Below are 25,218 nucleotides of genomic sequence, written 5' to 3' on the forward strand. Positions count from 1 at the left end.
ATTAGGGAATGGCAGGCATAACGAGATCGGGATCGACCAGATGGTAAATGCGGTTACCAAACACGGGCTGTTGCAGGAGTTGATCAACGGCCAGCGCCACATCCCAGCGCGACACTAACCCTAATGTCGGCGCGCCTTGCGTCAGTCGTGCATTGTGCGTCGCCACCACGTCCAACAGCCCACCGGGGCGTACAATGCAATAATCCAAGGTACTGCTTTGCAACCAGCATTCCGCCAGCGACTTCTCGCGTACCGCTAAGCCAAACGTGGCTTTCGCGCGCGGCGATAACAGCGACCAACTGTCACCACAACCCAGCGAGGTCACTAGCAGCATCCGTTTAATGCCAGCCTGCTCTGCGCCATCGATCACCGCGCGGTGGCCCTGATAATTTACCGCCCCGCCACCCATCGTCGAGACCACAATGGCAGATGGCCCGGCTACACGACAGGCTTGCGCTATGATTTCCGGATCACAGGCATCGCCTTCCACCACCGTCATCCCCTGCTCACGCCAGTGTTTAGCTTGTTCAGGATTACGCAAGACGAGTACGACCGCCTGCTCGCACTCAATCGCGCGCTGTAATAAACAGGCACCGACCCCGTTGCCCGCGCCAAAAAGTAACCATGTCATACCGGCTCTGCTTGTAATTCACGCGCCAACGTGCGAAACGCCTCAACTTGGGCGCTCAGCAATTGGCGATGGCTGTCTCGCCCAAGAAAAATTTTAAACATCGCGGCACCGTTGGCATTAAAGAACACTACGGACGCCGTGTCCATCCCCATGAACTTACGCTCGATAAAGGCAATGTGCTGACAATTCGTGGCACGAATGTGCCCACTCAAGCCATTTTTACCCCGTAAATTAAAGTAGCCATGGCGGTGCGTGCCGGTCGGTAACTCGCTTTTAAATTCCAGAATCGCATCCGCCGTGTGGCTAATAAGCGTCACCTCGCCCCAGGTTGAAATGGTATCCCACACCCAATCGAAACGATCGCCCGCCACCAATGTACGCTGTGCAGCAGGCAACGCCTCAACGACGGCAAATAACGTAGTATTATATTTTTCGGCGATCTCTTCCAAGGTGCCATCAGGGTTGGTCGCCAGTAATTCATTCAGTGTCATGATTGCATCTCCGGTTGGTGCCTATGCGCTTCGGCATTGAGCTGGGGGATAATTTGTTGTAGTGCCTGCATCAGGTTATTCGCCCAGAAGCGGCCATCGTTCGTCAGGCGCAGGCAGGTGGAATCGTTGCAGGTCAGCCCTGCCTGATGCCACTGGCTAAGTAGCGGCTGTAGCTCACGGGCATGCGCGGTAAGCTGGAGCAGGTTGACGCGCCCAACCTCTATGCCCGCCTGAAGCTGGTGCTGCCACGGCCCGGTTGCACTGGCCGGTGTCATCACCATGATCGGCTTTTGCCCCTGATCGATTTGCTGGTAATAGCGTTCCAGACTGCGTTCCATCATGTAGGCTTGCCCATTTATATTGCCGCCGGCTCCGCTCCCCAGCGCCAGGCAGTCTGCGCCTTGTTTAATCAGCAGGTTGTACAGATTGCGCTCGCGCGTGGTGCGCGCCCAATGGCTATTGCTGAGTTGGTGCCAGCCAGCGTCAGCCAAAAACGCTGCGCCAGCCCGATAAAAATCACGTCGCGCTACCACATCGGGCAATGTGACACGCTGGTTTTCGGCGGCTTTCGCCAGCGGCGTTGTCGGTAACAGGTTGAGTGCGTAGAGATCGACGCCGTCTAAGGGGAAATCGCTGACAATGGCCAGATCTTCGCGCCAGACGTCTGGCGTTTGGTCCGGCAGGCCAAACATCAAATCACACACCACCGCAGCCCTGTCCCGCGCGCACAGACGCTCAAGGAAGCGAATCGATTGTTGTTTATCCGAGGTACGCGCCATACGCTGACGAATCCGCGTATCAAACGTCTGTATCCCAATAGAAAACCGATTCGCCCCGGCATCCAGACAGGCGTCAATACGTGCATCGTCAAAATCCATCGCCCGCCCTTCGACCGTGATTTCACAGTCCGGCGCCAGCGGCAGAGAAGTGCGGATTGCCCGAATAATCTGCGACAGTTCCTGCGCCGCCAGCGCCGTTGGCGTGCCGCCGCCAAAGTAAACCGCGTGAATCGGCGCCGACTGGTGCAATGGGCTGTCTGCTTCCATCGCCAATTCCTGCAACAGATAACGGGTATAGCTTGCCGTGCTGTCATCACGCAGTTTGTTTTGATAAAAACCGCAGAAGGTGCAGTGCGTCGCGCAAAAGGGAATGTGCAGGTAGAGCAGGCGCTTACGCGCGGGTGTTGTCTGCTGCTTTAGCGCCTGCCAGCCGGCCGGAATGTGTTCTGCTGCAAGCGGCACATGGTTGCGCCAGGGCATAGCCATATGCCGGGCGCTAAAAGGCAGATCGCCAGGTGCAGCATAATACGGCGTCAAATCAATAGTCATCAGCGGCCCCCATATCATTAATAAAATAAATTAGATGATAATTATTTTTATTTAGCAACCAACCTGACGGACCGAATAGCGGCGAGCGATTATTTTTCCGGTGCCTTCTCTTTAAATTAACCAATTAACTTATTTTATTTAATATTTTACTTAGAAACAGCCGCAGCAATATTTCATTATTTTCATAGCATTAATTCTCTTCACGCCATTTAAATGTTAAATAAATGAAAATAAAAAACAATACATTAAAATTCGTTAATTTAATAACCATAAAAATATTGCAAGCTATTATTTAATTACAAGCGTGATTCCGATCACAATTTGACACATTTACTCAATTTTGATTATTGTCGCCAATCCATCGAATGATAACGTTAATGATAATCATTAACTTTTATGGATATAACATGAATAAAAAGACGACTTATCGGGCGCTCTTTATGCTGCCTGCTATTTATAGCAGCATCATCAATGCGGCCACGAACGATTCATTTATCAATCATACCAACACGGGTTATTCAGCGGAAAATCACTCATCGATAAACCATGATGAAATAACCGTGGTGAGTGTAGGGAGAACGGAACAGAATTTATGGGAAAGCCCGGTCACAATGCAGGTGATCGATAATGAAAAACTGAGCAAATTTACCGGTGATTCAATTGCCGAAGCGCTACGCGATATTCCCGGCGTCGATATTACCGATAGTTCTTTAGCGGGTCGTAAACAAATACGTATTCGCGGGGAAGAAGCCTCACGCGTATTAGTATTAATTGACGGGCAGGAAGTCACCTATCAACGCGGCGGGCCGAATTAGTCGATGGCCTGATCGCGCTGGCGGGCGGAGAAAATGTTGCTACGCATAGCCAGTATCGTATCTACGGCGGTGAGGCAATGGCAGCGGCAAATCTTGATGTGGTTGTGGTCACCACACAAAGTGTGGAAAACAGGGTGGGCGCGCTGGCCGCAATACCGGGGTTGACGCAAACCGCCGCCTGGAAAAACCAACGTATTATCGCCCTCGATTAGGCTATTTTATTGGGCATGGGGCCACGCGTCGCCGAAGCGGTGGAAGCATTAAACCACGGATTTTATCCTGACTAAACGACCATTGCTCAACGCTATTTCGTCTTTGCAGAACGCTGTCTCAAAAAAGGGCCGGTGTCATGCGTTTAGTGAAAACAACCTGATGACCGGAAGTCCATATGGCACGAGGGTTTAGCTCTGGCCGCCTGGCGAGGTCGCGGCGTTGTGGGCTAAGAGCCGCATTAGAGCATCGCCATAGAAAGCCAGAGCGGACTGCATCCGTGACGATTGACTGCAAACGGCCGCCGTGCGTCAAAGCATCTTAGTCCGATTGGCAGCCGTTATGCAGGACGAAGAGCCGCAGTCCAAGGCTGTGCCCGTTCGGGGAAACAAGACCAGCGCAAACCAGCATCATCAGCCCTGTTTCGGCGCTGCTTTGCTAGGTACCTTCATGTTGCACCGTCAGCACGATCTTGCCCTGAATATGCCCCTGTGCCGCACGTTCATGCGCCTGTCGCGCCTCGGCAAGCGGATAGGTGCTATCGAGCAGCACGCGAATGTCTCCTGCACTGAGTAGCTTGGCAAGCTCAGCAAGCTGGGCGCCATTCGAACGCACCTGAACCGACGACACCGTGACATCTGATTGTTCTGCGTCTTTGGCACCAGCAAACCCCAAGGAGAACACGGGGAACAAAGTGCCGCCTCGCTTGAGCGTGCGCAGGAAGCGTCCTGTGGCCGGGCCGCCCACCGCATCGACGACGAGATCAACATCACGGACGACTTCCTCTGGCCTTGTTTTCGTGTAGTCGATGAATTCATCCGCACCAAGTCCACGCAGGGCGGCTTCGTGTTTGCCGGAGGCGACTGCAATGACGCGAGCCCCCTTCAACTTGGCGATTTGCACGACGAAGTGCCCCACGCCGCCAGCGGCACCGTTCACGAGCACCGTCTTGCCGGCCAGCGGCACGGGCACATGCGGGTACGGCTGAAGCGGATTAGGCACATCATGCCCAACATCGACCAGAAATTGCCACGCGGTCAGCAGCGACATCGGGGCGGCAGCGGCATGGATATGGTCGATGCCGGCCGGCTTGAGGGCGATGTCCGAGACTGGCACGCTAACGTACTCGGCATAGGCTTGGCTGCGTCCCGCTGCCCACTCGGGGAACCGAATCATCGAATATACCTCATCACCCACGGAGAAATCCGTGACATCATCGGCCACCGCCACGATCACGCCTGACACATCCGTCCCCAGAATCACGGGAAAGGATATCTGCGGCCGCCACTCGGGCGGCAGCATCTTGTAGCCCTCGCGCAGGTACCAATCCGGGGGATTCACCCCTACGGCATGCACACGCACGAGCACTTCGCCGGGGCTGAGGCTGGGCATGGGCGCATCTTCATAGTTAAGCACTTCGGGGCCACCGAATGTGTGCTGACGTACAGCCTTCATGGTGTTGCGTGACATGACTTTCTCCTTGGTCAGGAATGAGATACGATAAACGGAATAGTGTTCCAATTATATGGAGCATTGCTCCGTTTAACAAGGAGAGACATGCGATCCGACGCAAAAAAGAATTACGACCGTCTGCTGGCGGTTGCGGGCGATGCCTTCGCCGAACAGGGGGCGGAAGTCTCGTTGCGTGATATCGCGCGCAGGGCGGAGGTTGGGCTCGGTACGCTGTATCGCCACTTTCCCTCGCGCGAAGCGTTGCTCGAAGCCCTGTTGCGATCGAGCTTCGCTCTGCTCACTGAAAAGGCCAGGCGACTCGAAACGGCATCGGACCCAGACGATGCGCTGCTGTCCTGGGTGCGGGAAGTCATCACTTTTGCACACAGCCATCGAGGTGTCATCGCGCCTATGATGGGGGCCATCGAGGATGAAGACTCCGCGTTGCACGCGTCATGCGTCGAATTGCGTATCGCAGGAGCTGCGCTGCTGGCCAGAGCGCAAGCGCAAGGCAGCGCGAGAGCGGATATTGATGGTGCGGAACTGTTCGATCTGATTGCCGCGCTGGCCTGGCTGCGTGAGCAGCCCTCACATGCACCTCGTGCGGATCGTCTTTTCAGCGTGATTGCCAGTGCCATCCTGGCTGGACGCCAGCCGAGTCGCCAACTCGGTAGCGCAGCTTCCAGGCAAGAGAAGCAAGAACCACGCCGATGACCACGTTTTCCGATCCGAAAGTCGGATCAGACTATACGGAAAGGACGGCAAGGATTGTGCTTGGCCTTCGCGACCTGCACAGGATGGCAGGCGTACTGCTGGCCGAACACGCCCCTGCTGACGCCCGCATTTTGGTACTCGGTACAGGGGCTCAAGGCAGCATCGCAGCGATTAAAGAGCGGTTGCCCGTGCTTTCTCCGCAATAGGATGTAGATTTGCTTCGTGAAGCTGGATTCACTGACGTCGAGCTTTTCTACTGCGCATTCACTTTCAAAGGTTGGGTCGCTTACACAGGTTTCCGTATCGGTGCAAGTTAGCTTGCAAGAATTGGGGGAACACACGTCCCCGAGAAACCTGGAGCACTAACTCATAAAGTAGTACCACTTGATCATGTGCTCGCCCAGGTCGAGCGTGTCGTCATCGACACTGAAACGGCCATCGCCCTGATTATGTATCAGCCGCACTTTCATGCGTGCAGTGTCAATCCAGATGCGCTGGACCTCCAGCCCCCACAGGTTGTAGCGCCGTGCCCAGACATCGACGGTGACGCGGCATTCCAAGTTGGCCCAGCATTCGCGCACCAGCGGCGCATCCACCGTCTGCGCCGACGAGGGGCAGGCCGAAGCGGGCGAACTTGCACAGGAAGCCGAACACTACGGACTCAAGAATGAGGCCGTAACACAATGCTATTGAAAACCTGGGTTATTGTATATCTTGACTTACTGAATCCCCTGACTGCGCAGGTAATCTTCATAGTTACCGGTGAAATCGATCACTTTATTTGGCGTCATTTCCAGAATACGGGTCGCCAACGAGCTAACGAACTCACGATCGTGAGAAACGAACAACAACGTGCCCTCATACATTTCCAACGCCATGTTTAACGATTCAATGGATTCCATATCCAGGTGATTGGTTGGTTCATCCATGATGAGAATGTTAGGACGCTGCATCATCAGCTTACCAAACAGCATGCGGCCTTTTTCGCCACCGGATAACACTTTTACTTTCTTCTTGATATCATCCTGGCTGAACAATAAACGACCTAGTACGCTGCGTACCGCCTGCTCGTCGTCTTTTTCCTGCTTCCACTGGCTCATCCAGTCAAACACCGTCAGCGTTTCATCGAATTCGTATTCATGATCCTGCGCGTAGTAGCCAATTTTGGCATTTTCCGACCACTTCACGGTGCCGCTGTCTGGCTGAAGATCGCCGACTAACGTTTTTAACAGCGTCGATTTACCAATACCATTCGTGCCCAGAACCGCAACTTTTTCGCCCACTTCCACCATCAGGTTCAATTTGTTGAAGAGTGGCCCGTTGTCAAACCCTTTGCTTAGCGCCTCCACTTCCAGCGCATTACGGAACAGTTTCTTATCCTGCTCAAAACGAATAAACGGGTTTTGACGGCTGGAAGCTTTCACCTCTTCCAGTTGGATCTTATCGATCTGGCGCGCGCGCGATGTCGCCTGTTTAGACTTGGAAGCATTGGCGCTAAAGCGGCTAACGAACGATTGCAGTTCGGAAATTTGCGCTTTCTTCTTAGCGTTATCGGCCAGTAGACGCTCGCGCGCCTGCGTCGCGGCCGTCATGTATTCATCGTAATTACCGGGATAAATACGCAACTCGCCATAGTCCAGATCCGCCATGTGCGTACAAACCATATTGAGGAAGTGGCGGTCATGCGAAATGATGATCATGGTGCTGTTCCGTTCGTTCAACACCTGCTCCAGCCAGCGGATCGTATCGATATCCAGGTTGTTGGTCGGTTCGTCGAGCAACAGGATATCAGGATCGGCAAACAGCGCTTGCGCCAGCAGGACACGCAGTTTCCAACCGGGAGCAATCTCACTCATCAAACCATAGTGCTGCTCAACGGGAATCCCAACACCCAGTAATAGTTCGCCAGCGCGAGATTCCGCGCTGTAGCCATCCATCTCACCATATTGCTCTTCCAGATCGGCAACTTTGTAGCCGTCCTCTTCGCTCATTTCAGCCAATGAGTAGATACGATCGCGTTCTTCTTTTACCGCCCACAGTTCCCCGTGGCCCATGATGACGGTATCCAGCACGCTGTATTTTTCAAAGGCAAACTGATCCTGACGCAGTTTACCCAGCCGCTCATTCGGATCGAGGAAGACGTTACCGGCGCTCGGCACCAGGTCACCACCGAGAATCTTCATGAATGTGGATTTACCGCAGCCATTTGCGCCAATCAAACCGTAACGGTTGCCGCCGCCAAATTTAACGGAAATGTTTTCAAACAACGGCTTGCTGCCGAACTGCATGGTGATATTGTTGGTACTTAACACAGCACTTATACTCGAGTCGGAATGTGATTTGGCGCGCATTATGCCACAAGCGCGCGCCAGGATCGCGGTTAGTTTTGAGTAATATTTAAGCGATAGCGCATACAGGAGAGAAATGCGATGCCGATAGTACGTCGTTTCAAACAGGTCGACGTTTTTACCCAGCAGCCCTTCAAGGGCAATCCGCTTGCCGTCATTCTGGAAGCAAATGGATTAACCGATGCGCAAATGCAGGATATCGCGCGTTGGACAAACCTGTCAGAAACGACGTTTGTTCTGCCAGCCACCGATCCTTTGGCGGATTACCACGTACGCATTTTTACGCCAGAATCGGAAATGCCCTTTGCCGGACACCCTACGCTGGGCACCGCGCATGCGCTGCTGGAAGAAGGATTGCGCCCGAAATCCCCAGGGCAGTTAGTGCAACAGTGCGGCGTTGGCTTAGTTCCGATCAATCTTCATGACGATGGCAGTCTGGCTTTTCACGCGCCACAGGCCACGATGGTTCCGTTTGGCGACGAGCACATGCCACTGCTGGTAAAAACGCTTGGCATGGCTGATTCTGATCGTGCTGCTATCGATAACCGCTACCCGCCCACCGCGGTGCATATGGGCATTCGCTGGCTGGTGATTCGCGTCGACAGCGCCGACACCTGTCTGGACATCAGACCGGATGCCGACGCGCTCCTGGCCGTACAAAACCTCAGCCAGACTAACGGTATCGCTATCTATGGCCCGCACGATAACGCGACGCCAGCCGACTATGAAGTCCGTGCTTTCTACATCGAAGGCGGTCACCTCAAGGAAGATCCGGTTACCGGCAGTGCTAATGCCTGTCTGGCTGCGCTGCTTCGCCAGCAGCACGCCACCAATAACGTCACCGCACCACTCAGCTACCTGGCACGACAAGGCACGATGCTACACTGCGATGGCCGGATTACCGTAACTTATCTGAACGATGAACCCTGGATCGGCGGGCACAGTGTCACGATCGTTGATGGCACCTTACAGGCCTAAGGAGAGGTTTTATGGAAACGCCGGTTATAGATCCGTTATTTGCAGACAAACTGTATGAGCTAGGCCATCGGCCCCATCTGCGCCTAACGATACAGGAGGAGCGTGACGCCGAGGCAATTTTTTCTCTGATTCAGCAGGAAAAAGCTCGTCTGCGGCAAACGTTACCCTGGCCAGATTCCGTCAAGAGCGTCGATGACACACGTGAAACCATTCGCGCCAATCGAAAGGCCTTCTTCGATAAGACGTCTGCCGTGTATCTTATCCGCTGGGACAACGCGCTGGCTGGCATCGTCTCCTTCAATACGATTCAGGATAAAGAGGGCGTCATTGGCTACTGGCTCGCCAAAGCCTTTGAAGGTAAAGGCATCATTTCTCAGGCCGTCAGCACGTTAATAACAGCTTATGCCGAGGCAAATCTGGTTGATCGCTGTGTCATCAAAGCCTCAACCGCCAACACACGCAGCAACGCGGTTGCCCAACGGCTCGGCTTCCGTTTTCATCACCTGGAGAAAGCGGCTGAACGGATTGGCGAGCAATGGTTCGATCAGAATATTTATCATTATCCAGTCAAACGATGAACCTACACCATTTCATGACCGGATTTGTCACTTGGTGACACGATGCATCGATGGCGCGCGCCCTTGACTGTCGCGACAACTTTTTTGTGATCATCATCACAAAAAAGTTGAAATTCGATCTCATCTCCGCTAGCATTAAAAACGTGATGAACATCACACTTAATTAATCCGTTAGAGGAGTCTGATGATGAAAACATTTCGTAAAATCAGCAAATTATTCAAAAAAATGGGAGATGTTTATGTCAGTTACTGCGAACGTATTGGATCCGTCATCAGCCCGTTCTAATGCTGATATAAACAATTTTTAAAAGCCGCCTTTCATAGGCGGCTTTTGTTTTATCTGCCCAATTCCACTTTTTCGGATCCTCACCGAGGCAAAAGCGATAACAAGAATGACAACGCATTCACATGGCTTTTTATTAACCGGCCGGTGAATCTAGCGCTTTGCCAGCAGCAACCCTAATACCAGACCAACGGTAGCGCCAATACCAATACCGTGCCAGGGATTGTCACGCACATAGCCATCGGCTTTATCGGCAACCTTCTTTGCACGCGCGCAGTAGCCGTCATTGGCACCAAGACGTTTTTTGACTTCTGATAATGCCTTTTCCGCCCCTTTTTTCAATTCCTGATAGGCGTCATCTGCCTGATCGCCCGTATAGCGCAGCACTTCATCTAGGGTTTCTGACAGAAGCTTTAAATCATCATCGACACGAATTTCTTCAGGCTGTTTTTTTGTCGCGGCCATAAAATGCTTCCTTCTGTTATGAAAAGTCATTAGTTATAAAATGTCATCCTTTTAACTATAGACAATTTTGCGCGGCATCTACGACGGTAATAGACCGGATCATTCCTAAACGTATTTTGCAGATATAAAAAAAGCGCCGCGAATTCTCCTCAACGGCGCTTTTATATGACACAACCTAATTCGTGTAGTGGCTACATCATCGGCTGCGCCAATTGCACTAAAGCGATCAGCGGCTGCGGATACAAACCCAAGAACAGCACGGCAATAGAAGAGATCAACACAACAACCCCACCTGCCGTTAAGGCCCAGTTGCTTGGCGTATCACGCTGTCGCTGCTGAGGCGCCGATAAGTACAGGCTCACCATCACGCGCAGGTAATAGTACAAACCGATAGCGCTACCCAGGACTACCGCCCCCGTCAGCCACCACAGTTCAGCATTCACACCCACTGCCAGCACATAAAATTTGCCGAAGAAGCCCAGCGTCATAGGGATACCCGCTAGCGACAGCATCATCACCGTCATCACTGCGGACAGGATCGGTTTATGCCAGAACAAACCACGGTAAGAGAATAGCGAATCGGCATCCGGGCCACGGTACGGGCTGGACATCAGGCTAACCACACCGAATGCGCCCAGGCTGCTGAACAGGTAACCGACCAGATACACGCCGACGGTTTCCAACGCCAACTGATGGCTCTGAACCGCGATCAGGGCAACCAGCAAATAGCCCAGATGCGCGATGGAAGAGTAACCAAGTAGACGTTTAATGTTAGTTTGCGATACCGCCATCACGTTACCGAACAGGATCGACGCGAGCGCGATAACGCCCAGCACGATTCTGACAGACTCGCTGTCAGCCATCGGCGCATACAGGAACAAGCGCATCACTGCACCGAAAACCGCAATTTTACCCGCCGTAGCCAGGAAGGTGGATACTGGCGCAGGCGCGCCCTGATACACATCAGGCGTCCACAGTTGAAACGGCGCCAAGGACAGCTTGAAGCCCAAACCGACAATCATCATCCCCAGACCAGCCAACAGCAGCGGTTCCTGAATGTGGCCATCGCTCAGACTGTTACCAAGGCTAGCAAAGCTCATATCACCCGATTTGGCATAGATCAGCGCCATGCCAAACAAGAGGAAAGAGGACGCCGCCGCCGACAGAAGCATATATTTAATACTGGCTTCCAGCGAACGTTTCTGGCGGAAAGCGTAGCCGATCAACCCAAAGAGCGGCAGAGAAAGCAGCTCGATCCCGATGAACAGCGACGCCAGATGGTTGGCACTCGACAGTAAAACACCGCCCAGCGTCGCGATAAGCACCAGCAGATAGAATTCATCGCGGTTGTCCGGGTAACCTTGCAGCCACGGGTAGGCAAACGTGCTGGTTGCCAGACTCGCAAGCAAAACCAGCCCGGTATAGAACATCGAAAAACCATCGACGCGCAGCAGCGGCGTCACGTCCGTTGGGCCAGCCTGGCCGACAAAGTACAGTGACAGCAACGCAATATTCAGGCCGATAACCGTCATGGTTGCGTTGACAAAATGGTTGCGTCGCCACGCAATGCACAGCATCACAACCACTACCGTCAATCCGACGATCAACAGCGGCGATAGCGCAATGAGTTGTTGAAGAGTTATTGTCATGGCGAATTACGGCCTTGTTGTTGAAATAATTGAATCTGGAGCAGACGACATAAACCACTGCTGGATATTTGACATCGCGGCATTGGAGGTATCCAGAATCGGTTGCGGGTAAACCCCCAACAACACCAGTAATACCACCAACAGCAGCACGATAGACAATTCGCGGATCGACATCCCTTTCAATGGCGTATTAGATTTAGGCGCACCGTAGTAAGCGCGCTGCACCATGATCAATGAGTAAACTGACGCAAATACCAGACCGAAGGTTGAGATCACCGTAATCACTGGCACAACCTGGTAGCTGCCGAACAGAATCATGAATTCGCCAACAAAGTTACCCGTTCCTGGCATGCCCAGCGTCGCCACGGCAAAGAACAACGACAGCGCTGGCAAGTATTTCAAACGCGCCCACAGGCCGCCCATTTCACGCATGTCGCGGGTATGCAGACGCTCGTACAGTTGACCGCACAGAATAAACAGACCGGCCGCGGACAGACCGTGTGCAATCATCTGAATCACTGCGCCTTGATAAGCCAATTGATTACCGGAATAGATGGCAATCATCACGAAGCCCATGTGGGACACCGAGGTGTAAGCGATAAGGCGTTTAATATCCGTCTGTTTAAACGCCAGCCAGGCACCGTAAAAGATGCCAATCACCCCCAGCCACATCGCAATCGGCGCGAAGGCATGTGAGGCGTTCGGGAACAACGGCAGGCTGAAACGTAACAAACCATAGGCTGCCGTCTTCAACAGGATACCCGCCAGGTCAACGGAACCCGCCGTTGGCGCCTGACTGTGTGCATCCGGCAACCAACCATGCAACGGCACCACCGGCATTTTTACCGCAAACGCGATGAAGAAGCCCAGCATCAGCAGATATTCAACACCATATGACATTGGCGTCTTCAGCAGGTCTTCATAGTTGAACGTCCAGACACCCGTCGCATTGTGATGCACAAAGACCAGCGCCAGTATGGCAATCAGCATGACCAGACCGCTTGCCTGGGTATAAATGAAGAACTTGGTCGCCGCTGTAATCCGTGTTTTACCGTCAGAGCCTTTATGGCCCCACAGTGCAATCAGGAAGTACATTGGCACCAGCATCATTTCCCAGAAGAAGAAGAACAGGAACATATCGATCGCGACAAACACACCGATGACCGCGCCCAGAATCCAGAGTAGATTCAGATGGAAAAAACCCTGATTGCGTTGTTCCTCATTCCACGAACACAGGATTGCCAGCACGCCCAGCAACCCCGTCAGCACCACCATCAGCAGCGACAGGCCATCCAGCGCGAGGTGAATACCGATGCCAAAGCGAGGGATCCACGGCACATAAAACTCAGATTGCCATTGCGGCACGCCTGTTGGCGCGGTCAGTGAATAACCGCCTTGCAACCACAGTTGCAGAGACAGCGCGAGTGTCAGCCCCATTGCAATCAACGCTATCCAGCGCGGCACTTTCGTACCTAAACGCTCTGACTGCCAGCACAGTAGACCGCCGATAAAGGGGAGAAGAATTAGCCAAGGTAGTAGCATGGCGTTTTGTGTCCCTAAATTAAAGAAATCTGAAAACTTGCCGTGGCGGGCCTCCTCATGGGAGGCTCTGCCCTTCGCACGTCACCCGATATGCCTACACCACCAATAGCAAGGCCAGCACCACGACGGCGCCAATGCCCATCGAAGCAACGTACCAACGCAATTGACCATTCTCGCTAAACGTCAACCCTCGGTTACTCCAACGGGTAACCATCGCCGGAATCGTCATCAATCTATCCAATGGGTCGCGCCGTAATAGTTTCGCGATGAAGAGATACGGTTTAACAAAGACATGGTCGTACAACCAGTCGAAACCCCATGCGTGGAACCACCAGGTCGAGAAGAAACGACCCGGCGCGCTCTGCGCGATGCGATTCACCGCCTGGCGTTTACCCAGCCACAGCACAGCAGCAAGCAGAATACCGGCAATCGCCACCACGCCAGAGGTCATTTCCAGCGTCAGCACCTGACTATGCTCAAGCTCTGTCGTCGCTGGCAGTACGCCGTGCAACGGCGGAACAATCATCGCACCAATAAAGGTGGACAGAACCATCAGCACAACCAGCGGTAAGTGGTGAGAAAGGCCTTTCCCTGCATGCGCCTTGATTTTCTCTTCACCGTGGAACACGATGAAAATCATGCGGAACGTGTATAACGAGGTCATGAAGGCACCGACCAATCCAGCCACCATCAGATTGATGTGACCATTGGCCCATGCGCCAGCCAGAATCTCGTCTTTACTGAAGAAGCCTGCGGTAACCAGCGGCAGGGCAGCCAGCGCCGCGCCCCCGACCAGGAAACAAACATAAACCAGCGGAATTGTTTTACGCAGGCCGCCCATCTTGAAGATGTTCTGCTCATGGTGGCAGGCCAGGATGACCGATCCCGAAGAGAGGAACAGCAGCGCTTTAAAGAACGCATGCGTCATCAGATGGAAAATCGCGGCATCCCATGCCTGAACGCCGAGTGCCAGGAACATGTAGCCAATCTGGCTCATGGTGGAATAGGCCAGCACGCGCTTGATGTCGGTTTGCACCAGCGCGGCAAAACCTGCCAGCACCAGCGTTACCGCCCCCACAATCCCCACCAGATGCAGGACATCCGGCGCCATCAGGAACAGGCCATTGGTACGCGCAATCAGATAAACCCCTGCGGTAACCATCGTCGCGGCGTGGATCAGTGCAGAGACCGGCGTTGGACCGGCCATCGCATCCGCCAGCCAGGTTTGCAGCGGCAGCTGTGCAGATTTACCGACCGCACCACCCAGCAACATCAGCGTAGCCCAGGTGATTGCCGGTGAACCCTCAGCCAGTTTCTGCGGCGCTAATACCATCAGTTCGCGGAAGTTGAGCGTACCCAATTCTTTGTAGAGAATGAACAGAGCAAAAGCCAGAAAGACGTCACCGACACGCGTAACGATGAACGCCTTCATTGCCGCCGCACCGTTCTTCGGATTGGTGTAGTAGAAACCGATCAGCAAGTAACTGCACAGCCCCACGCCTTCCCAACCGAGGTACATCAGCAACAGGTTATCCGCCAATACCAGAACGACCATACTGGCGATAAACAGGTTGGTGTAGGCGAAGAAACGGGAATATCCCTCTTCTCCGCGCATGTACCAGGAGGCAAACAGGTGAATAAAGAAGCCGACGCCCGTCACCACGGACAGCATCGTCACCGCAAGGCCATCGAGCGTCAGCGTGACGCTGATGTCGAAATTCCCCACGGCCATCCATGTCCACAAATGCTGATTAAAGAAGGTAACGCCGCCATGCTGTTGGCCCATGAAATCGACCACAACCCAAGCGGTAACCAACGCTGCCAGACCAATCGAGCCAACACCGACGGCTGCGGACGTATTTTCCGACCAGCGACCACGGGAAAATGCCAGCAACAGAAAGCCCAGCAGCGGAAAGAGTATGGTTAAATAGAGTAAGTTCATCCGCGCATCTCACTGACGGTATCAATATTCAGGGTGTGGCGACGACGATACATCTGTAGCAATAGCGCCAGACCAATACTGGCCTCAGCCGCTGCCAGCGTAATCGCCAGAATGTACATCACCTGACCATCCGGCTGCTGCCAGTAACTGCCCGCGACAACAAAGGCCAGCGCGGCGGCGTTGATCATGATTTCGAGACTAATCAACATAAACAGCAGGTTACGACGAATTAACAGACCAGTCAGCCCCAAAACAAACAGGATAGCGGCTAAGATCAACCCATGTTGTAACGGAATCATGCACGTTCCCCCGTTATTTTTTTCTCAACGTCCTGGTTCACGCCTTCTTTACTGACAACGTCACCACGTTTATCTTCTCGGCCGATATGGAAAGCGACAACCAATCCTGCCAGCAGCAGCATTGACGCTAACTCAACGGCCAGAACATAAGGCCCAAACAGGCTGATACCCACGGCTTTCGCCTCAACAGGCGTGCCAGTAATGCCCTGCTCTTTTAGGCTAAGGATCGCATTGACGACAATCACCAGCAGCGCCAGTGAAAGAATACCTGGGCCAATCCAGACGCCGGGTTTTAGCCAATCCCGCTCTTGCTGTTCGACGGAATTACCGAGGTTGAGCATCATGACGACGAACACAAACAGCACCATGATGGCGCCCGCATACACGATGATACTCAGCGCACCGGCAAAATTAGCCCCCAGCGAGAAAAAGACGCCCGCGATGGCCATCAGCGAGGTGACCATATACAACAATGCATGCACAGGATTGGTATGCGTAATGACGCGCAATGTCGCCAATATCGCAATCAAACCTGTGGTATAAAAAGCGAATTCCATGCTAACTCCTTAGGGCAACAGGCCTTTGACATCAATGGGTTTGGCTTCGTTTTCCGCTTCACCTTTGTCTTTCCCATCGATTGCCATACCCGCCATCCGGTAGAAATTGTATTCCGGATATTTACCCGGCCCCGATATCAGCAGATCTTCTTTCTCGTACACCAGATCCTGACGTTTGTAGTCGCCCATCTCGAAATCCGGCGTCAACTGGATAGCCGTTGTCGGACACGCCTCTTCGCAGAAACCACAGAAAATACAGCGTGAGAAGTTGATACGAAAGAACTCGGGATACCAGCGACCATCTTTAGTTTCCGCTTTCTGCAATGAAATACAGCCAACCGGACAAGCGACCGCACAGAGGTTGCAGGCGACACAACGCTCATCACCATCAGGATCGCGCGTCAGCACGATGCGGCCACGGTAGCGCGGTGGCGGATTCACGGGTTCTTCCGGGTACATTCTGGTTTCGCGCTTCTTAAAAGCGTTCGATCCCACCATACAGATACTGCGTATCTGGGTGCCGAAACCAACCACTAACTCTTTCAATGTCATGGTTTATTCACCCCTTATTAAGCGTTGTACAAAATGACGGCCGCTGTCGCCAGCAGATTCAAGAGCGTTATCGGCAGACAGACTTTCCAGCCGAAAGCCATCACCTGGTCATAACGCGGACGGGGTAACGACGCACGAATCAGGATGAACATCATCATGAAAAAGCCTGTTTTCAACGCAAACCAGATAAACGGTGGCAGCAATGGGCCATGCCAGCCACCGAAGAACAACGTCACTATCAGCGCAGAAACGGTCACGATCCCAATATATTCGCCCACGAAGAACAGACCGAACTTCATACCGGAGTATTCAATATGGTAACCATCGGCCAGTTCCTGTTCAGCTTCGGGCTGGTCAAACGGGTGACGGTGACACACCGCCACCCCTGCGATAGCAAACGTAATAAAGCCGAAGAACTGCGGGATAACGTTCCACAGGTGCTCCTGAGAATCGACGATGTCACGCATATTGAACGAGCCCGCTTGAGCAACAACGCCCATCAGCGACAGGCCGATGAACACTTCGTAGCTCACGGTCTGCGCAGAAGCACGGACCGCCCCCAGCAGTGAGTATTTGTTGTTACTCGACCAACCGGCAAACAGCACGGCGTAAACCGCTAAACCCGCCATCATCAGGAAGAACAGGATCCCGATGTTCAGATCGGCAACGCCCCAAGTGGGGGTGATCGGCACGATCGCAAAGGCAATTAGCATTGATGTGAACGCGATCATCGGCGCCAACGTGAAGATCACCTTATCGGTAAAGTTCGGCACCCAGTCTTCTTTGAAGAACATTTTGATCATGTCAGCGACAAGCTGTAATGAACCGCCCCACCCTACCCGGTTTGGCCCATACCGCCCCTGGAAGAGACCGAGCAGCCGACGTTCACCCATACTCATGAAGGCGCCACAGGTTACGACGACCAGCAGAATCACGATCGCTTTTCCGACGGTGATCAGAATCTCGGTTAATTCCGGTGTTAACCAACTCATTGTGCGGCCTCCCGCAGATTTTCAACGGTTGCACCCGCCAGCACCGGCGCGATACCCGGTAAGCCCAGCGGTAAACCAACCTGTCCCTGACACAATTCCTCACTTAAGCGCAATGGCAGACGTAACGTCTGTCCTGCACAGGTCAGCTCCAGCAATGTACCGGCGTTCACGCCCAACGTTGCCGCATCTGCCGGGTTCACCATCACGTAAGGCTCTGGCATACGCTGCTGAATCACGTCGGAACGCTGTGACATCTCATCACTGCCAAACAGGTGATAATAGGGCGCAACGCGCCATTGACCCGCCTGTGGGACAAAAGCCGCTGGGATGTTGTCGAAATACGCCAGTGAACCTTCGCCGGCTTCGATCATGCGCACACCGGGATCGCCATGACGCAAATGTCCACCCACTTCATCCTGGAATTTGTTCCAGGCTTGCGGGGAGTTCCAGCCTGGCGCCCAGGCAAACGGAATCTGCTGACGGTTGGCGGTCGGGCTGTTGTTCCCTTCCATCGAGAAGGCGAACATGGTGTCTATATCGACCGGCTGACGCGGTTCATGCACGCTGATATTGGCACGCATCGCGGTGCGACCGCTGGATCGGATCGGTGAACGCGCCAGCTTCTGGCCACGGATACGGAACGAGGCATCCGGTGCGGCCTCTTTGATCGCCGCCAATTGCGGTAACGCAGAGACACAAGCATCGATGACGTGATCTAACTGCGTCCAGTCAACCTTGCGGCTGTTATAGGTGATATACAACGAGTGTAGCCAGCGCCAGCTTTCCAGCATCACAGCATTTTCGTTGTAGTAGGTAGGTTCATAAACCTGAAAGAAACGCTGCGCGCGGCCTTCCTGATTAATCAGCGTACCGTCGCTTTCAGCGAAACTGGCGGCAGACAGCACGATGCTAGCCTTGTCCATGATGCGGGTACGCTGATGGTCAACCACAATCAGGTTTTGCGCTTTTTCCAGCGCCGCATCAACGCGAGCAACTGGCGCATGACGGTAGAGATCGTTTTCCAACACGACTACGCTGTCGGCTTCGCCGCTTTCCAACTGCGCTAGCGCATCATCAAGCGAACCGCCCCCCATCATCGACAACCCGATGCTGTTGGCCGCAGAGGCCACAAAGGTTATTCCCACATCAGAGCCACGATTTTTCAGCGCTTTAGCTACGTTTGCCGCCGCCGCGATCACCTCTTCGCTGCCCGCACTGGTGCCAGAGATGATGAGCGGTTTCTTGGCACCGGCTAGCGCCTGTACGATGATATCGACTTTTTGGTCAAGACCGGCTGCCAAATCGGCAACGGCTGGGGCGCTGCTATCTATGCCATGCGCGACAGCAAACCCAAGACGTGCCTGATCGGCAACCGGCGCACGGTAGTTCCATGCGGCGATATCATCCAAACGGGTGTTGTCGACGTTAGTCACAAACAGCGGATGTTTAGCGTGCTGACCTATATTCATGATCGCCGCAATCTGCCAGTCCGCTACTTTCTGCGCCGCCGCCATTTCGCGGGCTTTACCCTTAACGGCCTGACGCACGGCCAGTGCGATACGCGCCCCCGTTTGCGTTAAATCTTCACCCAGAATGAAAACCGCATCGTAGCTTTCGATCTCCCGCAGCGCCGGCGTTCTCACGCCGCTTTCGCGCAGCACTTTCAGGATCAGTTGCAGGCGATTTTGCTCTTCCTGCGCAATCCCGGTATAGAAGTTTTCTGCGCCGACCAGTTCACGTAATGCGAAATTGCTTTCAATGCTGGCACGCGGAGAACCAATGCCGATGGTTTTCTTGGCCTGGCGCAGCACATCCGCCGCGCCTTGCAGCGCCTGCTCGGCATTGAGCGCGATCCAGTCATCACCTCGGCGCTGTAAAGGCTGTTTGGGGCGATCTTTCAGGTTGACATACCCATAACCAAAGCGGCCACGGTCGCAGAGAAAATAGTGGTTTACGCTCCCGTTGAAACGGTTTTCGATGCGACGCAGTTCACCATAGCGTTCACCAGGGCTGGTATTACAACCGACGCTGCACTGCTGACAGACGCTTGGGGCAAACTGCATGTCCCATTTGCGATTGTAGCGCTCGGAGTGCGTTTTATCGGTGAAAACACCGGTAGGACACACTTCAACCAGATTACCGGAGAACTCGCTTTCCAGCGTGCCATCTTCCGGACGGCCAAAGTAGACGTTGTCGTGCGCGCCGTAAACGCCGAGATCTTTGCCATCCGCATAGTCTTTGTAGTAACGCACGCAGCGGTAGCACGCAATACAGCGGTTCATTTCATGAGAAATGAAGGGGCCGAGTTCCTGATTACGGTGAGTCCGCTTGGTAAAACGATAGCGGCGGAAGTTCTGCCCCGTCATGACCGTCATATCCTGCAAGTGACAGTTACCGCCTTCCTCACACACCGGGCAATCGTGCGGGTGATTGGTCATCAGAAACTCAACTATCGTCTTACGAAATAGTTTTGCTTCTTCATCTTCAATCGCGATGAACGTTCCTTCGGTCGCGGGTGTCATACAGGACATCACCAGACGCCCGCGCGTATCTTCGGCATTTTGATACTGTTTTACCGCACAGAGGCGGCAGGAGCCGACGCTCCCGAGCGCGGGGTGCCAGCAAAAGTAAGGAATATCAAGCCCCAGAGACAAACACGCTTCCAGAAGATTGTCTGCTCCGTTTACTTCATACTCTTTGCCGTCTACATGAATAGTAGCCATAGTCAGCATGCTTCCATAATGGCCCGTGTTGCCACGAGCTAATCAAAAATTCTGTATATCCTCATCCTTTAAACCGCAACGATGTTGGCTGCGGCTTAAGAGAGATTCGGTTTATAAGGGGGCTTATTGGTGCCCCCCTGCGGATACATTCACTGCATCTCACACGCGTTGAGCGATAGCCTTACCAGCGCTCTTTCAACAGGTTAGGCTGGATACCGCCTATCGCTTTCAGATTGCCTAAATACTGTTTCGCAATGCCCGCTTCGAATTCTTCCCGGAAATACTTGATGGCGCTTTGCAATGGTTCAACCGCACCGGGTGCATGCGCACAGAAAGTGTTACCCGGCCCAAGGAAACGGCAAAGCTGTTCCAGCGTTTCGATATCGCCAGGCTGGCCTTCCCCTTTTTCCAGCGCACGCAGAATTTTCACGCTCCACGGCAAACCATCACGGCACGGTGTGCACCAGCCACAGGATTCACGGGCAAAGAACTCTTCCAGATTACGCGTTAGCGACACCATATTGATTTCATGGTCGACAGCCATCGCCAGCGCTGTCCCCATACGGCTGCCGGCTTTGGCAATGTGCTCAAAATCCATGGGGAGATCGAGATGGCTTTCCATCAGGAAATCCGTTCCTGCGCCGCCCGGCTGCCAGGCTTTCAACTTAAGACCATCGCGCATACCGCCCGCGTAGTCTTCCAAAATCTCACGCGCCGTCGTGCCGAACGGCAACTCCCACAGGCCAGGATTTTTAACGCGACCGGAGAAGCCCATCAGTTTTGTGCCGGCGTCTTTACTCTTACCCGCGGACAACCCCTGATACCACGCTGCGCCGTGCTCGACGATCGCCGGTACGTTACACAACGTCTCGACGTTATTGACACAGGTTGGTTTACCCCAAACACCCGCAGACGCAGGGAATGGCGGCTTCGAACGAGGGTTAGCACGACGGCCTTCCAGCGAGTTAATCAGCGCCGTTTCTTCGCCGCAGATATAACGTCCTGCGCCCGTGTGCACGAACAGTTCGAAATCAAACCCGCTACCCAGGATATTCTTACCCAGCAGGCCAGCGGCCTTCGCTTCCTCAATAGCGCGACGCAAGTGAACCGCCGCCTCGATGTATTCACCGCGCAGGAAGATGTAACCGCGGTAGGCTTTCAGCGCAAACGCGCCGATTAACATACCTTCAACCAGCAGATGGGGTTCTTGCTCCATCAGCAACCGGTCTTTGTACGTCCCTGGCTCCATCTCATCTGCGTTACACAACAGGTAGCGGATGTTCATGCTTTCGTCTTTCGGCATCAGACTCCACTTCAAGCCAGTCGAAAAGCCTGCGCCGCCGCGCCCTCTGAGTCCTGCATCTTTAACCAATGAGACCACTTCATCCTGCGCCATGCCCGTTAACGCCTTTTGCGCGGCGGCATAGCCGTTTTTGCTGCGATATTCATCCAGCCATACTGGCTGTTTGTCTGCGCGTAAACGCCAGGTCAGCGGATGCTGTTCAGCCGTCAGAACAATGTTTTTACTCATTGATACTGCTCCAATAACGATTCAATGCTTTCCGGCGTCACATGGCTGTGAGTATCGTCGTCAATCATCATTGACGGCCCTTTGTCACAGTTGCCGAGGCAGCAGGTTGGCAGCAGCGTAAACCGGCCATCAAACGTCGTCTGTCCCGGTTTAATACTGAGCTTACGCTCAAGCGCGGCCTGAACGCCCTGATAGCCATTGATGTGGCACACGACACTGTCGCAGTAGCGGATAATATGACGCCCAACCGGCTGACGATAAATCTGACTATAGAACGTTGCTACGCCTTCCACGTCGCTGGCTGGGATGCCCAAGGCATCGGCAATCGCCGTTATCGCGCCATCCGGTACCCAGCCGCGTGCTTTCTGCACAATTTTCAGCGCTTCAATTGATGCGGCTCGCGGATCTTCGTAGTGATGTTTTTCGTGCTCAATCGCGTCACGCTCGGCATCGCTTAACACAAAGGCGTTTTCCTGTGTCAGCGCATCAGCGCTAGGATTGCCCTGCGCGTCGATATGATCGTGCTTGCTGTTATCAAGAGTATGTTGATCATGCATAGTTAGCGGTCCACATCTGACATTACGAAATCAATACTGCCGAGGTAAACGATCAGATCGGATACCAGACACCCGCGAATAACAGAAGGAATCTGTTGCAGGTGAGCGTAGCTCGGCGTGCGAATACGGGTACGGTAGCTCATCGTGCCGCCGTCACTGGTCAGGTAATAGCTGTTAATGCCTTTCGTCGCCTCTACCATCTGGAATGATTCATTGGCTGGCATCACCGGCCCCCAGGAGACCTGTAGGAAGTGGTTAATCAGTGTGTCGATATGCTGCAACGTGCGCTCTTTGGGTGGCGGCGTCGTCAGCGGATGATCCGCTTTAAATGGCCCCGCAGGCATATTCTTAAGACACTGTTCCAGAATCCGCAGGCTTTGGCGCAGCTCTTCTACTTTCAGCATCACGCGGCTATAGCAATCGCTGATGCCATTGCCGACAGGCACATCAAAGTCGAAGTTTTCATAGCCGGAATACGGGCGCCATTTACGCACGTCAAAACCGATACCTGTCGCACGCAGACCCGCACCGGTTACGCCCCACTCCAACGCCTCTTTCGCGTTATAGGCGGCAACGCCCTGAGTACGGCCTTTTAAAATGGTATTCTGTAACGCCGCTTTTACATAAGTATCCAGACGGCCCGGCATCCAATCGAGAAACTCGCGCAGCAGGCGCTCCCAGCCACGTGGCAAATCGTGTGCTACCCCGCCGATACGGAACCAGGCCGGGTGCATGCGGAAGCCGGTAATCGCTTCAACGACATCGTAAATTTTTTGGCGATCGGTAAAGGCAAAAAACACCGGCGTCATCGCCCCGACATCCTGAATATAGGTACTGATATATAGAAGATGGCTGTTAATGCGGAACAGTTCGGACAGCATCACGCGGATCGTCTTAACGCGCTCCGGCACCTCGATGCCCGCCAATTTTTCCACCGCAAGGACATACGGCATCTCGTTAACGCAACCGCCGAGATATTCAATGCGGTCGGTATAAGGGATGTAGCTGTGCCAGGACTGGCGCTCGCCCATCTTTTCCGCGCCACGATGGTGATAACCCACATCAGGCACACAGTCGACGATTTCTTCGCCATCCAATTGCAGGATAATACGGAAAGCACCGTGTGATGAGGGATGGTTCGGACCGAGGTTGAGGAACATAAAATCCTCATTTTCAGTGCCGCGCTTCATTCCCCACTCTTCCGGTTTGAACGTCAACGATTCCATTTCCAGATCCTCTTTCTGCTTGGTCAGCACAAAGGGATCGAATTCGGTGGCGCGCGCGGGATAGTCCTTACGTAACGGATGCCCTTCCCACGTTTTCGGCATCATGATGCGCGTCAAATGCGGGTGGCCGTCAAACGTAATGCCAAACATTTCCCACGTTTCACGCTCATACCAGTTAGCATTGGGAAACAGCTTAGTTACCGTTGATACATGTAGATCGCTCTCGTTCAGCGCGACTTTCAGCATAATGTCGCGGTTACGTTCGATGGAAATCAGGTGGTAAAAAACGGAGTAGTCGGCGGCGGGTAAACCTTCTCGATGGGTGCGCAAACGCTCATCCATACCGTGCAGGTCAAACAGCATGACATAAGGCTGCGGCTGTTTTTTCAGGAATGCGACAACATCCAGTAATTGCTCACGTTTCACCCATACCACGGGAATACCGGTACGGGTTGCTTGTACAGTAAAGGCTTCTGGCCCAAAACGGTTACACAGCTCGCCGATGACCGGATCATTAAGATGATCGCGGGTTTGCCAGCCTGGCTGGGCGAGATCGTGTGTCGTTAAATCTGTCATAAATAAATCACCACATTAAATGTGCTATTTCTGTCGCTGATAATGACCGCACACTATTATCGGGGTATTACACGGTCACCGGATTTATCATCTACAGGTCAAATCTCATCTGGCGAACGCAGGTTAGTCACAGCGATTCGCTCGCCGCGTTTGCGTTCACGCTCAGATTGCATATTGGCACGGTAAACGCCCTGTTCACCTACCACCCATGACAGAGGGCGGCGTTCTTTACCGATGGATTCTTTCAGCAGCAATAGCGCTTGCATGTAGGCTTCGGGGCGCGGAGGGCAGCCCGGAATATACACATCAACAGGCAGGAATTTATCTACGCCCTGAACGACGGAATAGATATCGTACATACCACCGGAGTTAGCACAGGCCCCCATGGAGATAACCCATTTAGGCTCAAGCATTTGCTCATACAGACGCTGAATCACGGGGGCCATTTTAGTAAAACAGGTTCCCGCGACGACCATGAAGTCGGCCTGACGTGGCGACGCACGCAGAACCTCAGCACCAAAACGCGCCACGTCATGAACAGCGGTAAATGACGTCACCATCTCGACGTAGCAACAGGAAAGGCCAAAGTTGTACGGCCACAGAGAGTTTTGCCGTCCCCAGTTCACCGTGTCGTGTAACGCATGTTCCAGTTTGCCCATGTAGACACTGCGGTGAACATGTTGCTCCAGAGGGTCGGAAACGATCTCCTGACGTTGCAGGGGATAACGGTCATTCTCACCGTCCGGCTCTATGCGGGTGAGCGTATAGTCCATCTTAAA

At 53.5% G+C, this 25,218-nt stretch carries 24 protein-coding genes and 1 pseudogene; 6 read left to right on the forward strand and 19 right to left on the reverse strand.

Features of this window, described 5'->3' with window-relative positions:
• Position 1: 1 nt before the first annotated feature.
• The 3 genes from RFN81_RS11725 to hutW are packed head-to-tail and all read right to left on the reverse strand — an operon-like array spanning position 2 to position 2,450.
• Positions 2-631, reverse strand: coding sequence for an NAD(P)H-binding protein (locus tag RFN81_RS11725; protein ID WP_264496021.1), 630 nt, complete (start codon positions 629-631; stop codon positions 2-4).
• Positions 628-1,122, reverse strand: a complete 495-nt coding sequence (gene hutX / locus RFN81_RS11730; protein WP_264496022.1) for a heme utilization cystosolic carrier protein HutX — start codon at positions 1,120-1,122, stop codon at positions 628-630. Before hutX ends, RFN81_RS11725 begins: the two co-directional genes overlap by 4 nt.
• Positions 1,119-2,450: a heme anaerobic degradation radical SAM methyltransferase ChuW/HutW gene (gene hutW, locus RFN81_RS11735; RefSeq protein ID WP_264496023.1), complete on the reverse strand. Its 1,332-nt coding sequence runs from the start codon at positions 2,448-2,450 to the stop codon at positions 1,119-1,121. Before hutW ends, hutX begins: the two co-directional genes overlap by 4 nt.
• 407 nt (positions 2,451-2,857) lie before the next feature.
• Here hutW and RFN81_RS11740 point away from each other — a divergent pair, with 407 nt between their 5' ends.
• Together RFN81_RS11740 and RFN81_RS11745 are read left to right on the forward strand one after the other, a co-directional pair.
• Positions 2,858-3,265 (forward strand): TonB-dependent receptor plug domain-containing protein, encoded by a 408-nt coding sequence (locus RFN81_RS11740; protein WP_264496024.1) that lies wholly within the window; start codon positions 2,858-2,860, stop codon positions 3,263-3,265.
• A gap of 77 nt (positions 3,266-3,342) precedes the next feature.
• Positions 3,343-3,477 carry a hypothetical protein gene (locus tag RFN81_RS11745; protein ID WP_264496025.1) on the forward strand — a complete coding sequence of 45 codons (135 nt, stop codon included), beginning with the start codon at positions 3,343-3,345 and terminating at the stop codon, positions 3,475-3,477.
• A gap of 436 nt (positions 3,478-3,913) precedes the next feature.
• On the opposite strand, the gene RFN81_RS11750 is transcribed toward RFN81_RS11745, so the two are convergent.
• A complete protein-coding gene (locus RFN81_RS11750; RefSeq protein WP_264496026.1) occupies positions 3,914-4,945 on the reverse strand; it encodes an NADP-dependent oxidoreductase in 1,032 nt (343 codons plus the stop codon).
• Positions 4,946-5,032: 87 nt separating this feature from the next.
• On the opposite strand from RFN81_RS11750, the pseudogene RFN81_RS11755 reads away from it, so the two are divergent.
• Positions 5,033-5,569, forward strand: a pseudogene (locus RFN81_RS11755) (TetR/AcrR family transcriptional regulator); the annotation flags it as partial.
• Between the two features lie 68 nt (positions 5,570-5,637).
• Positions 5,638-5,847: a hypothetical protein gene (locus RFN81_RS11760; protein WP_264496027.1), complete on the forward strand. Its 210-nt coding sequence runs from the start codon at positions 5,638-5,640 to the stop codon at positions 5,845-5,847.
• Positions 5,848-6,003: 156 nt separating this feature from the next.
• On the opposite strand, the gene RFN81_RS11765 is transcribed toward RFN81_RS11760, so the two are convergent.
• Both RFN81_RS11765 and RFN81_RS11770 read right to left on the reverse strand, forming a co-directional pair.
• Positions 6,004-6,237, reverse strand: coding sequence for a hypothetical protein (locus RFN81_RS11765; protein ID WP_264496028.1), 234 nt, complete (start codon positions 6,235-6,237; stop codon positions 6,004-6,006).
• Positions 6,238-6,360: 123 nt separating this feature from the next.
• Positions 6,361-7,953 carry an ABC-F family ATPase gene (locus tag RFN81_RS11770; RefSeq protein WP_264496029.1) on the reverse strand — a complete coding sequence of 531 codons (1,593 nt, stop codon included), beginning with the start codon at positions 7,951-7,953 and terminating at the stop codon, positions 6,361-6,363.
• A gap of 117 nt (positions 7,954-8,070) precedes the next feature.
• Here RFN81_RS11770 and RFN81_RS11775 point away from each other — a divergent pair, with 117 nt between their 5' ends.
• Entirely contained in the window at positions 8,071-8,967 is an 897-nt protein-coding gene (locus tag RFN81_RS11775) for a PhzF family phenazine biosynthesis protein (RefSeq protein ID WP_264496030.1), read from the forward strand.
• Between the two features lie 11 nt (positions 8,968-8,978).
• The gene (locus tag RFN81_RS11780) at positions 8,979-9,545 is read left to right on the forward strand and encodes a GNAT family N-acetyltransferase (protein ID WP_264496031.1); all 567 of its coding nucleotides are present in this window, start codon (positions 8,979-8,981) and stop codon (positions 9,543-9,545) included.
• Positions 9,546-9,981: 436 nt separating this feature from the next.
• Here RFN81_RS11780 and elaB read toward each other — a convergent pair whose 3' ends face one another.
• The 13 genes from elaB to RFN81_RS11845 all read right to left on the reverse strand — a co-directional run bounded on the left by elaB (position 9,982) and on the right by RFN81_RS11845 (position 25,212).
• The gene (elaB, locus tag RFN81_RS11785) at positions 9,982-10,293 is read right to left on the reverse strand and encodes a stress response protein ElaB (protein ID WP_264496032.1); all 312 of its coding nucleotides are present in this window, start codon (positions 10,291-10,293) and stop codon (positions 9,982-9,984) included.
• A 191-nt stretch (positions 10,294-10,484) separates the two neighbouring features.
• Entirely contained in the window at positions 10,485-11,942 is a 1,458-nt protein-coding gene (nuoN, locus tag RFN81_RS11790; RefSeq protein WP_264496033.1) for an NADH-quinone oxidoreductase subunit NuoN, read from the reverse strand.
• Positions 11,943-11,948: 6 nt separating this feature from the next.
• Positions 11,949-13,484, reverse strand: coding sequence for an NADH-quinone oxidoreductase subunit M (nuoM, locus tag RFN81_RS11795; protein WP_264496034.1), 1,536 nt, complete (start codon positions 13,482-13,484; stop codon positions 11,949-11,951).
• 94 nt (positions 13,485-13,578) lie between these two features.
• Entirely contained in the window at positions 13,579-15,426 is a 1,848-nt protein-coding gene (nuoL, locus tag RFN81_RS11800; RefSeq protein WP_264496035.1) for an NADH-quinone oxidoreductase subunit L, read from the reverse strand.
• A complete protein-coding gene (gene nuoK, locus RFN81_RS11805; RefSeq protein ID WP_264496036.1) occupies positions 15,423-15,725 on the reverse strand; it encodes an NADH-quinone oxidoreductase subunit NuoK in 303 nt (100 codons plus the stop codon). The genes nuoL and nuoK overlap by 4 nt, the downstream gene beginning before the upstream one ends.
• Positions 15,722-16,282 carry an NADH-quinone oxidoreductase subunit J gene (nuoJ, locus tag RFN81_RS11810; RefSeq protein ID WP_264496037.1) on the reverse strand — a complete coding sequence of 187 codons (561 nt, stop codon included), beginning with the start codon at positions 16,280-16,282 and terminating at the stop codon, positions 15,722-15,724. Before nuoJ ends, nuoK begins: the two co-directional genes overlap by 4 nt.
• Before the next feature lie 9 nt (positions 16,283-16,291).
• Positions 16,292-16,834, reverse strand: a complete 543-nt coding sequence (nuoI, locus tag RFN81_RS11815) for an NADH-quinone oxidoreductase subunit NuoI (protein ID WP_264496038.1) — start codon at positions 16,832-16,834, stop codon at positions 16,292-16,294.
• Between the two features lie 17 nt (positions 16,835-16,851).
• The gene (gene nuoH / locus RFN81_RS11820; RefSeq protein ID WP_264496039.1) at positions 16,852-17,826 is read right to left on the reverse strand and encodes an NADH-quinone oxidoreductase subunit NuoH; all 975 of its coding nucleotides are present in this window, start codon (positions 17,824-17,826) and stop codon (positions 16,852-16,854) included.
• Positions 17,823-20,549 carry an NADH-quinone oxidoreductase subunit NuoG gene (nuoG, locus tag RFN81_RS11825; RefSeq protein WP_264496040.1) on the reverse strand — a complete coding sequence of 909 codons (2,727 nt, stop codon included), beginning with the start codon at positions 20,547-20,549 and terminating at the stop codon, positions 17,823-17,825. The genes nuoH and nuoG overlap by 4 nt, the downstream gene beginning before the upstream one ends.
• Positions 20,550-20,730: 181 nt before the next feature.
• Entirely contained in the window at positions 20,731-22,080 is a 1,350-nt protein-coding gene (gene nuoF / locus RFN81_RS11830) for an NADH-quinone oxidoreductase subunit NuoF (RefSeq protein ID WP_264496041.1), read from the reverse strand.
• Positions 22,077-22,637 carry an NADH-quinone oxidoreductase subunit NuoE gene (gene nuoE, locus RFN81_RS11835; protein ID WP_264496042.1) on the reverse strand — a complete coding sequence of 187 codons (561 nt, stop codon included), beginning with the start codon at positions 22,635-22,637 and terminating at the stop codon, positions 22,077-22,079. The genes nuoF and nuoE overlap by 4 nt, the downstream gene beginning before the upstream one ends.
• Before the next feature lie 2 nt (positions 22,638-22,639).
• Positions 22,640-24,439 carry an NADH-quinone oxidoreductase subunit C/D gene (nuoC, locus tag RFN81_RS11840; protein WP_264496043.1) on the reverse strand — a complete coding sequence of 600 codons (1,800 nt, stop codon included), beginning with the start codon at positions 24,437-24,439 and terminating at the stop codon, positions 22,640-22,642.
• A gap of 98 nt (positions 24,440-24,537) precedes the next feature.
• On the reverse strand, positions 24,538-25,212 hold the full coding sequence (locus RFN81_RS11845) for a NuoB/complex I 20 kDa subunit family protein (protein WP_005969846.1): 675 nt from the start codon (positions 25,210-25,212) through the stop codon (positions 24,538-24,540).
• Positions 25,213-25,218 lie beyond the last annotated feature (6 nt).

Origin of the sequence: Pectobacterium cacticida (genome assembly GCF_036885195.1) — a bacterium.
GTDB classification, from domain to species: Bacteria; Pseudomonadota; Gammaproteobacteria; order Enterobacterales; family Enterobacteriaceae; genus Pectobacterium; species Pectobacterium cacticida.

Coding starts and splice junctions, on each gene's coding strand:
- RFN81_RS11725 (WP_264496021.1), bottom strand. CDS start 631: ATGACATGGTTACTTTTTGGCGCGGGCAACGGGGTCGGTGCCTGTTTA.
- hutX (WP_264496022.1), bottom strand. CDS start 1,122: ATGACACTGAATGAATTACTGGCGACCAACCCTGATGGCACCTTGGAA.
- hutW (WP_264496023.1), bottom strand. CDS start 2,450: ATGACTATTGATTTGACGCCGTATTATGCTGCACCTGGCGATCTGCCT.
- RFN81_RS11740 (WP_264496024.1), top strand. CDS start 2,858: ATGAATAAAAAGACGACTTATCGGGCGCTCTTTATGCTGCCTGCTATT.
- RFN81_RS11745 (WP_264496025.1), top strand. CDS start 3,343: ATGGCAGCGGCAAATCTTGATGTGGTTGTGGTCACCACACAAAGTGTG.
- RFN81_RS11750 (WP_264496026.1), bottom strand. CDS start 4,945: ATGTCACGCAACACCATGAAGGCTGTACGTCAGCACACATTCGGTGGC.
- RFN81_RS11760 (WP_264496027.1), top strand. CDS start 5,638: ATGACCACGTTTTCCGATCCGAAAGTCGGATCAGACTATACGGAAAGG.
- RFN81_RS11775 (WP_264496030.1), top strand. CDS start 8,071: ATGCCGATAGTACGTCGTTTCAAACAGGTCGACGTTTTTACCCAGCAG.
- RFN81_RS11780 (WP_264496031.1), top strand. CDS start 8,979: ATGGAAACGCCGGTTATAGATCCGTTATTTGCAGACAAACTGTATGAG.
- elaB (WP_264496032.1), bottom strand. CDS start 10,293: ATGGCCGCGACAAAAAAACAGCCTGAAGAAATTCGTGTCGATGATGAT.
- nuoN (WP_264496033.1), bottom strand. CDS start 11,942: ATGACAATAACTCTTCAACAACTCATTGCGCTATCGCCGCTGTTGATC.
- nuoM (WP_264496034.1), bottom strand. CDS start 13,484: ATGCTACTACCTTGGCTAATTCTTCTCCCCTTTATCGGCGGTCTACTG.
- nuoL (WP_264496035.1), bottom strand. CDS start 15,426: ATGAACTTACTCTATTTAACCATACTCTTTCCGCTGCTGGGCTTTCTG.
- nuoK (WP_264496036.1), bottom strand. CDS start 15,725: ATGATTCCGTTACAACATGGGTTGATCTTAGCCGCTATCCTGTTTGTT.
- nuoJ (WP_264496037.1), bottom strand. CDS start 16,282: ATGGAATTCGCTTTTTATACCACAGGTTTGATTGCGATATTGGCGACA.
- nuoI (WP_264496038.1), bottom strand. CDS start 16,834: ATGACATTGAAAGAGTTAGTGGTTGGTTTCGGCACCCAGATACGCAGT.
- nuoH (WP_264496039.1), bottom strand. CDS start 17,826: ATGAGTTGGTTAACACCGGAATTAACCGAGATTCTGATCACCGTCGGA.
- nuoG (WP_264496040.1), bottom strand. CDS start 20,549: ATGGCTACTATTCATGTAGACGGCAAAGAGTATGAAGTAAACGGAGCA.
- nuoF (WP_264496041.1), bottom strand. CDS start 22,080: ATGAGTAAAAACATTGTTCTGACGGCTGAACAGCATCCGCTGACCTGG.
- nuoE (WP_264496042.1), bottom strand. CDS start 22,637: ATGCATGATCAACATACTCTTGATAACAGCAAGCACGATCATATCGAC.
- nuoC (WP_264496043.1), bottom strand. CDS start 24,439: ATGACAGATTTAACGACACACGATCTCGCCCAGCCAGGCTGGCAAACC.
- RFN81_RS11845 (WP_005969846.1), bottom strand. CDS start 25,212: ATGGACTATACGCTCACCCGCATAGAGCCGGACGGTGAGAATGACCGT.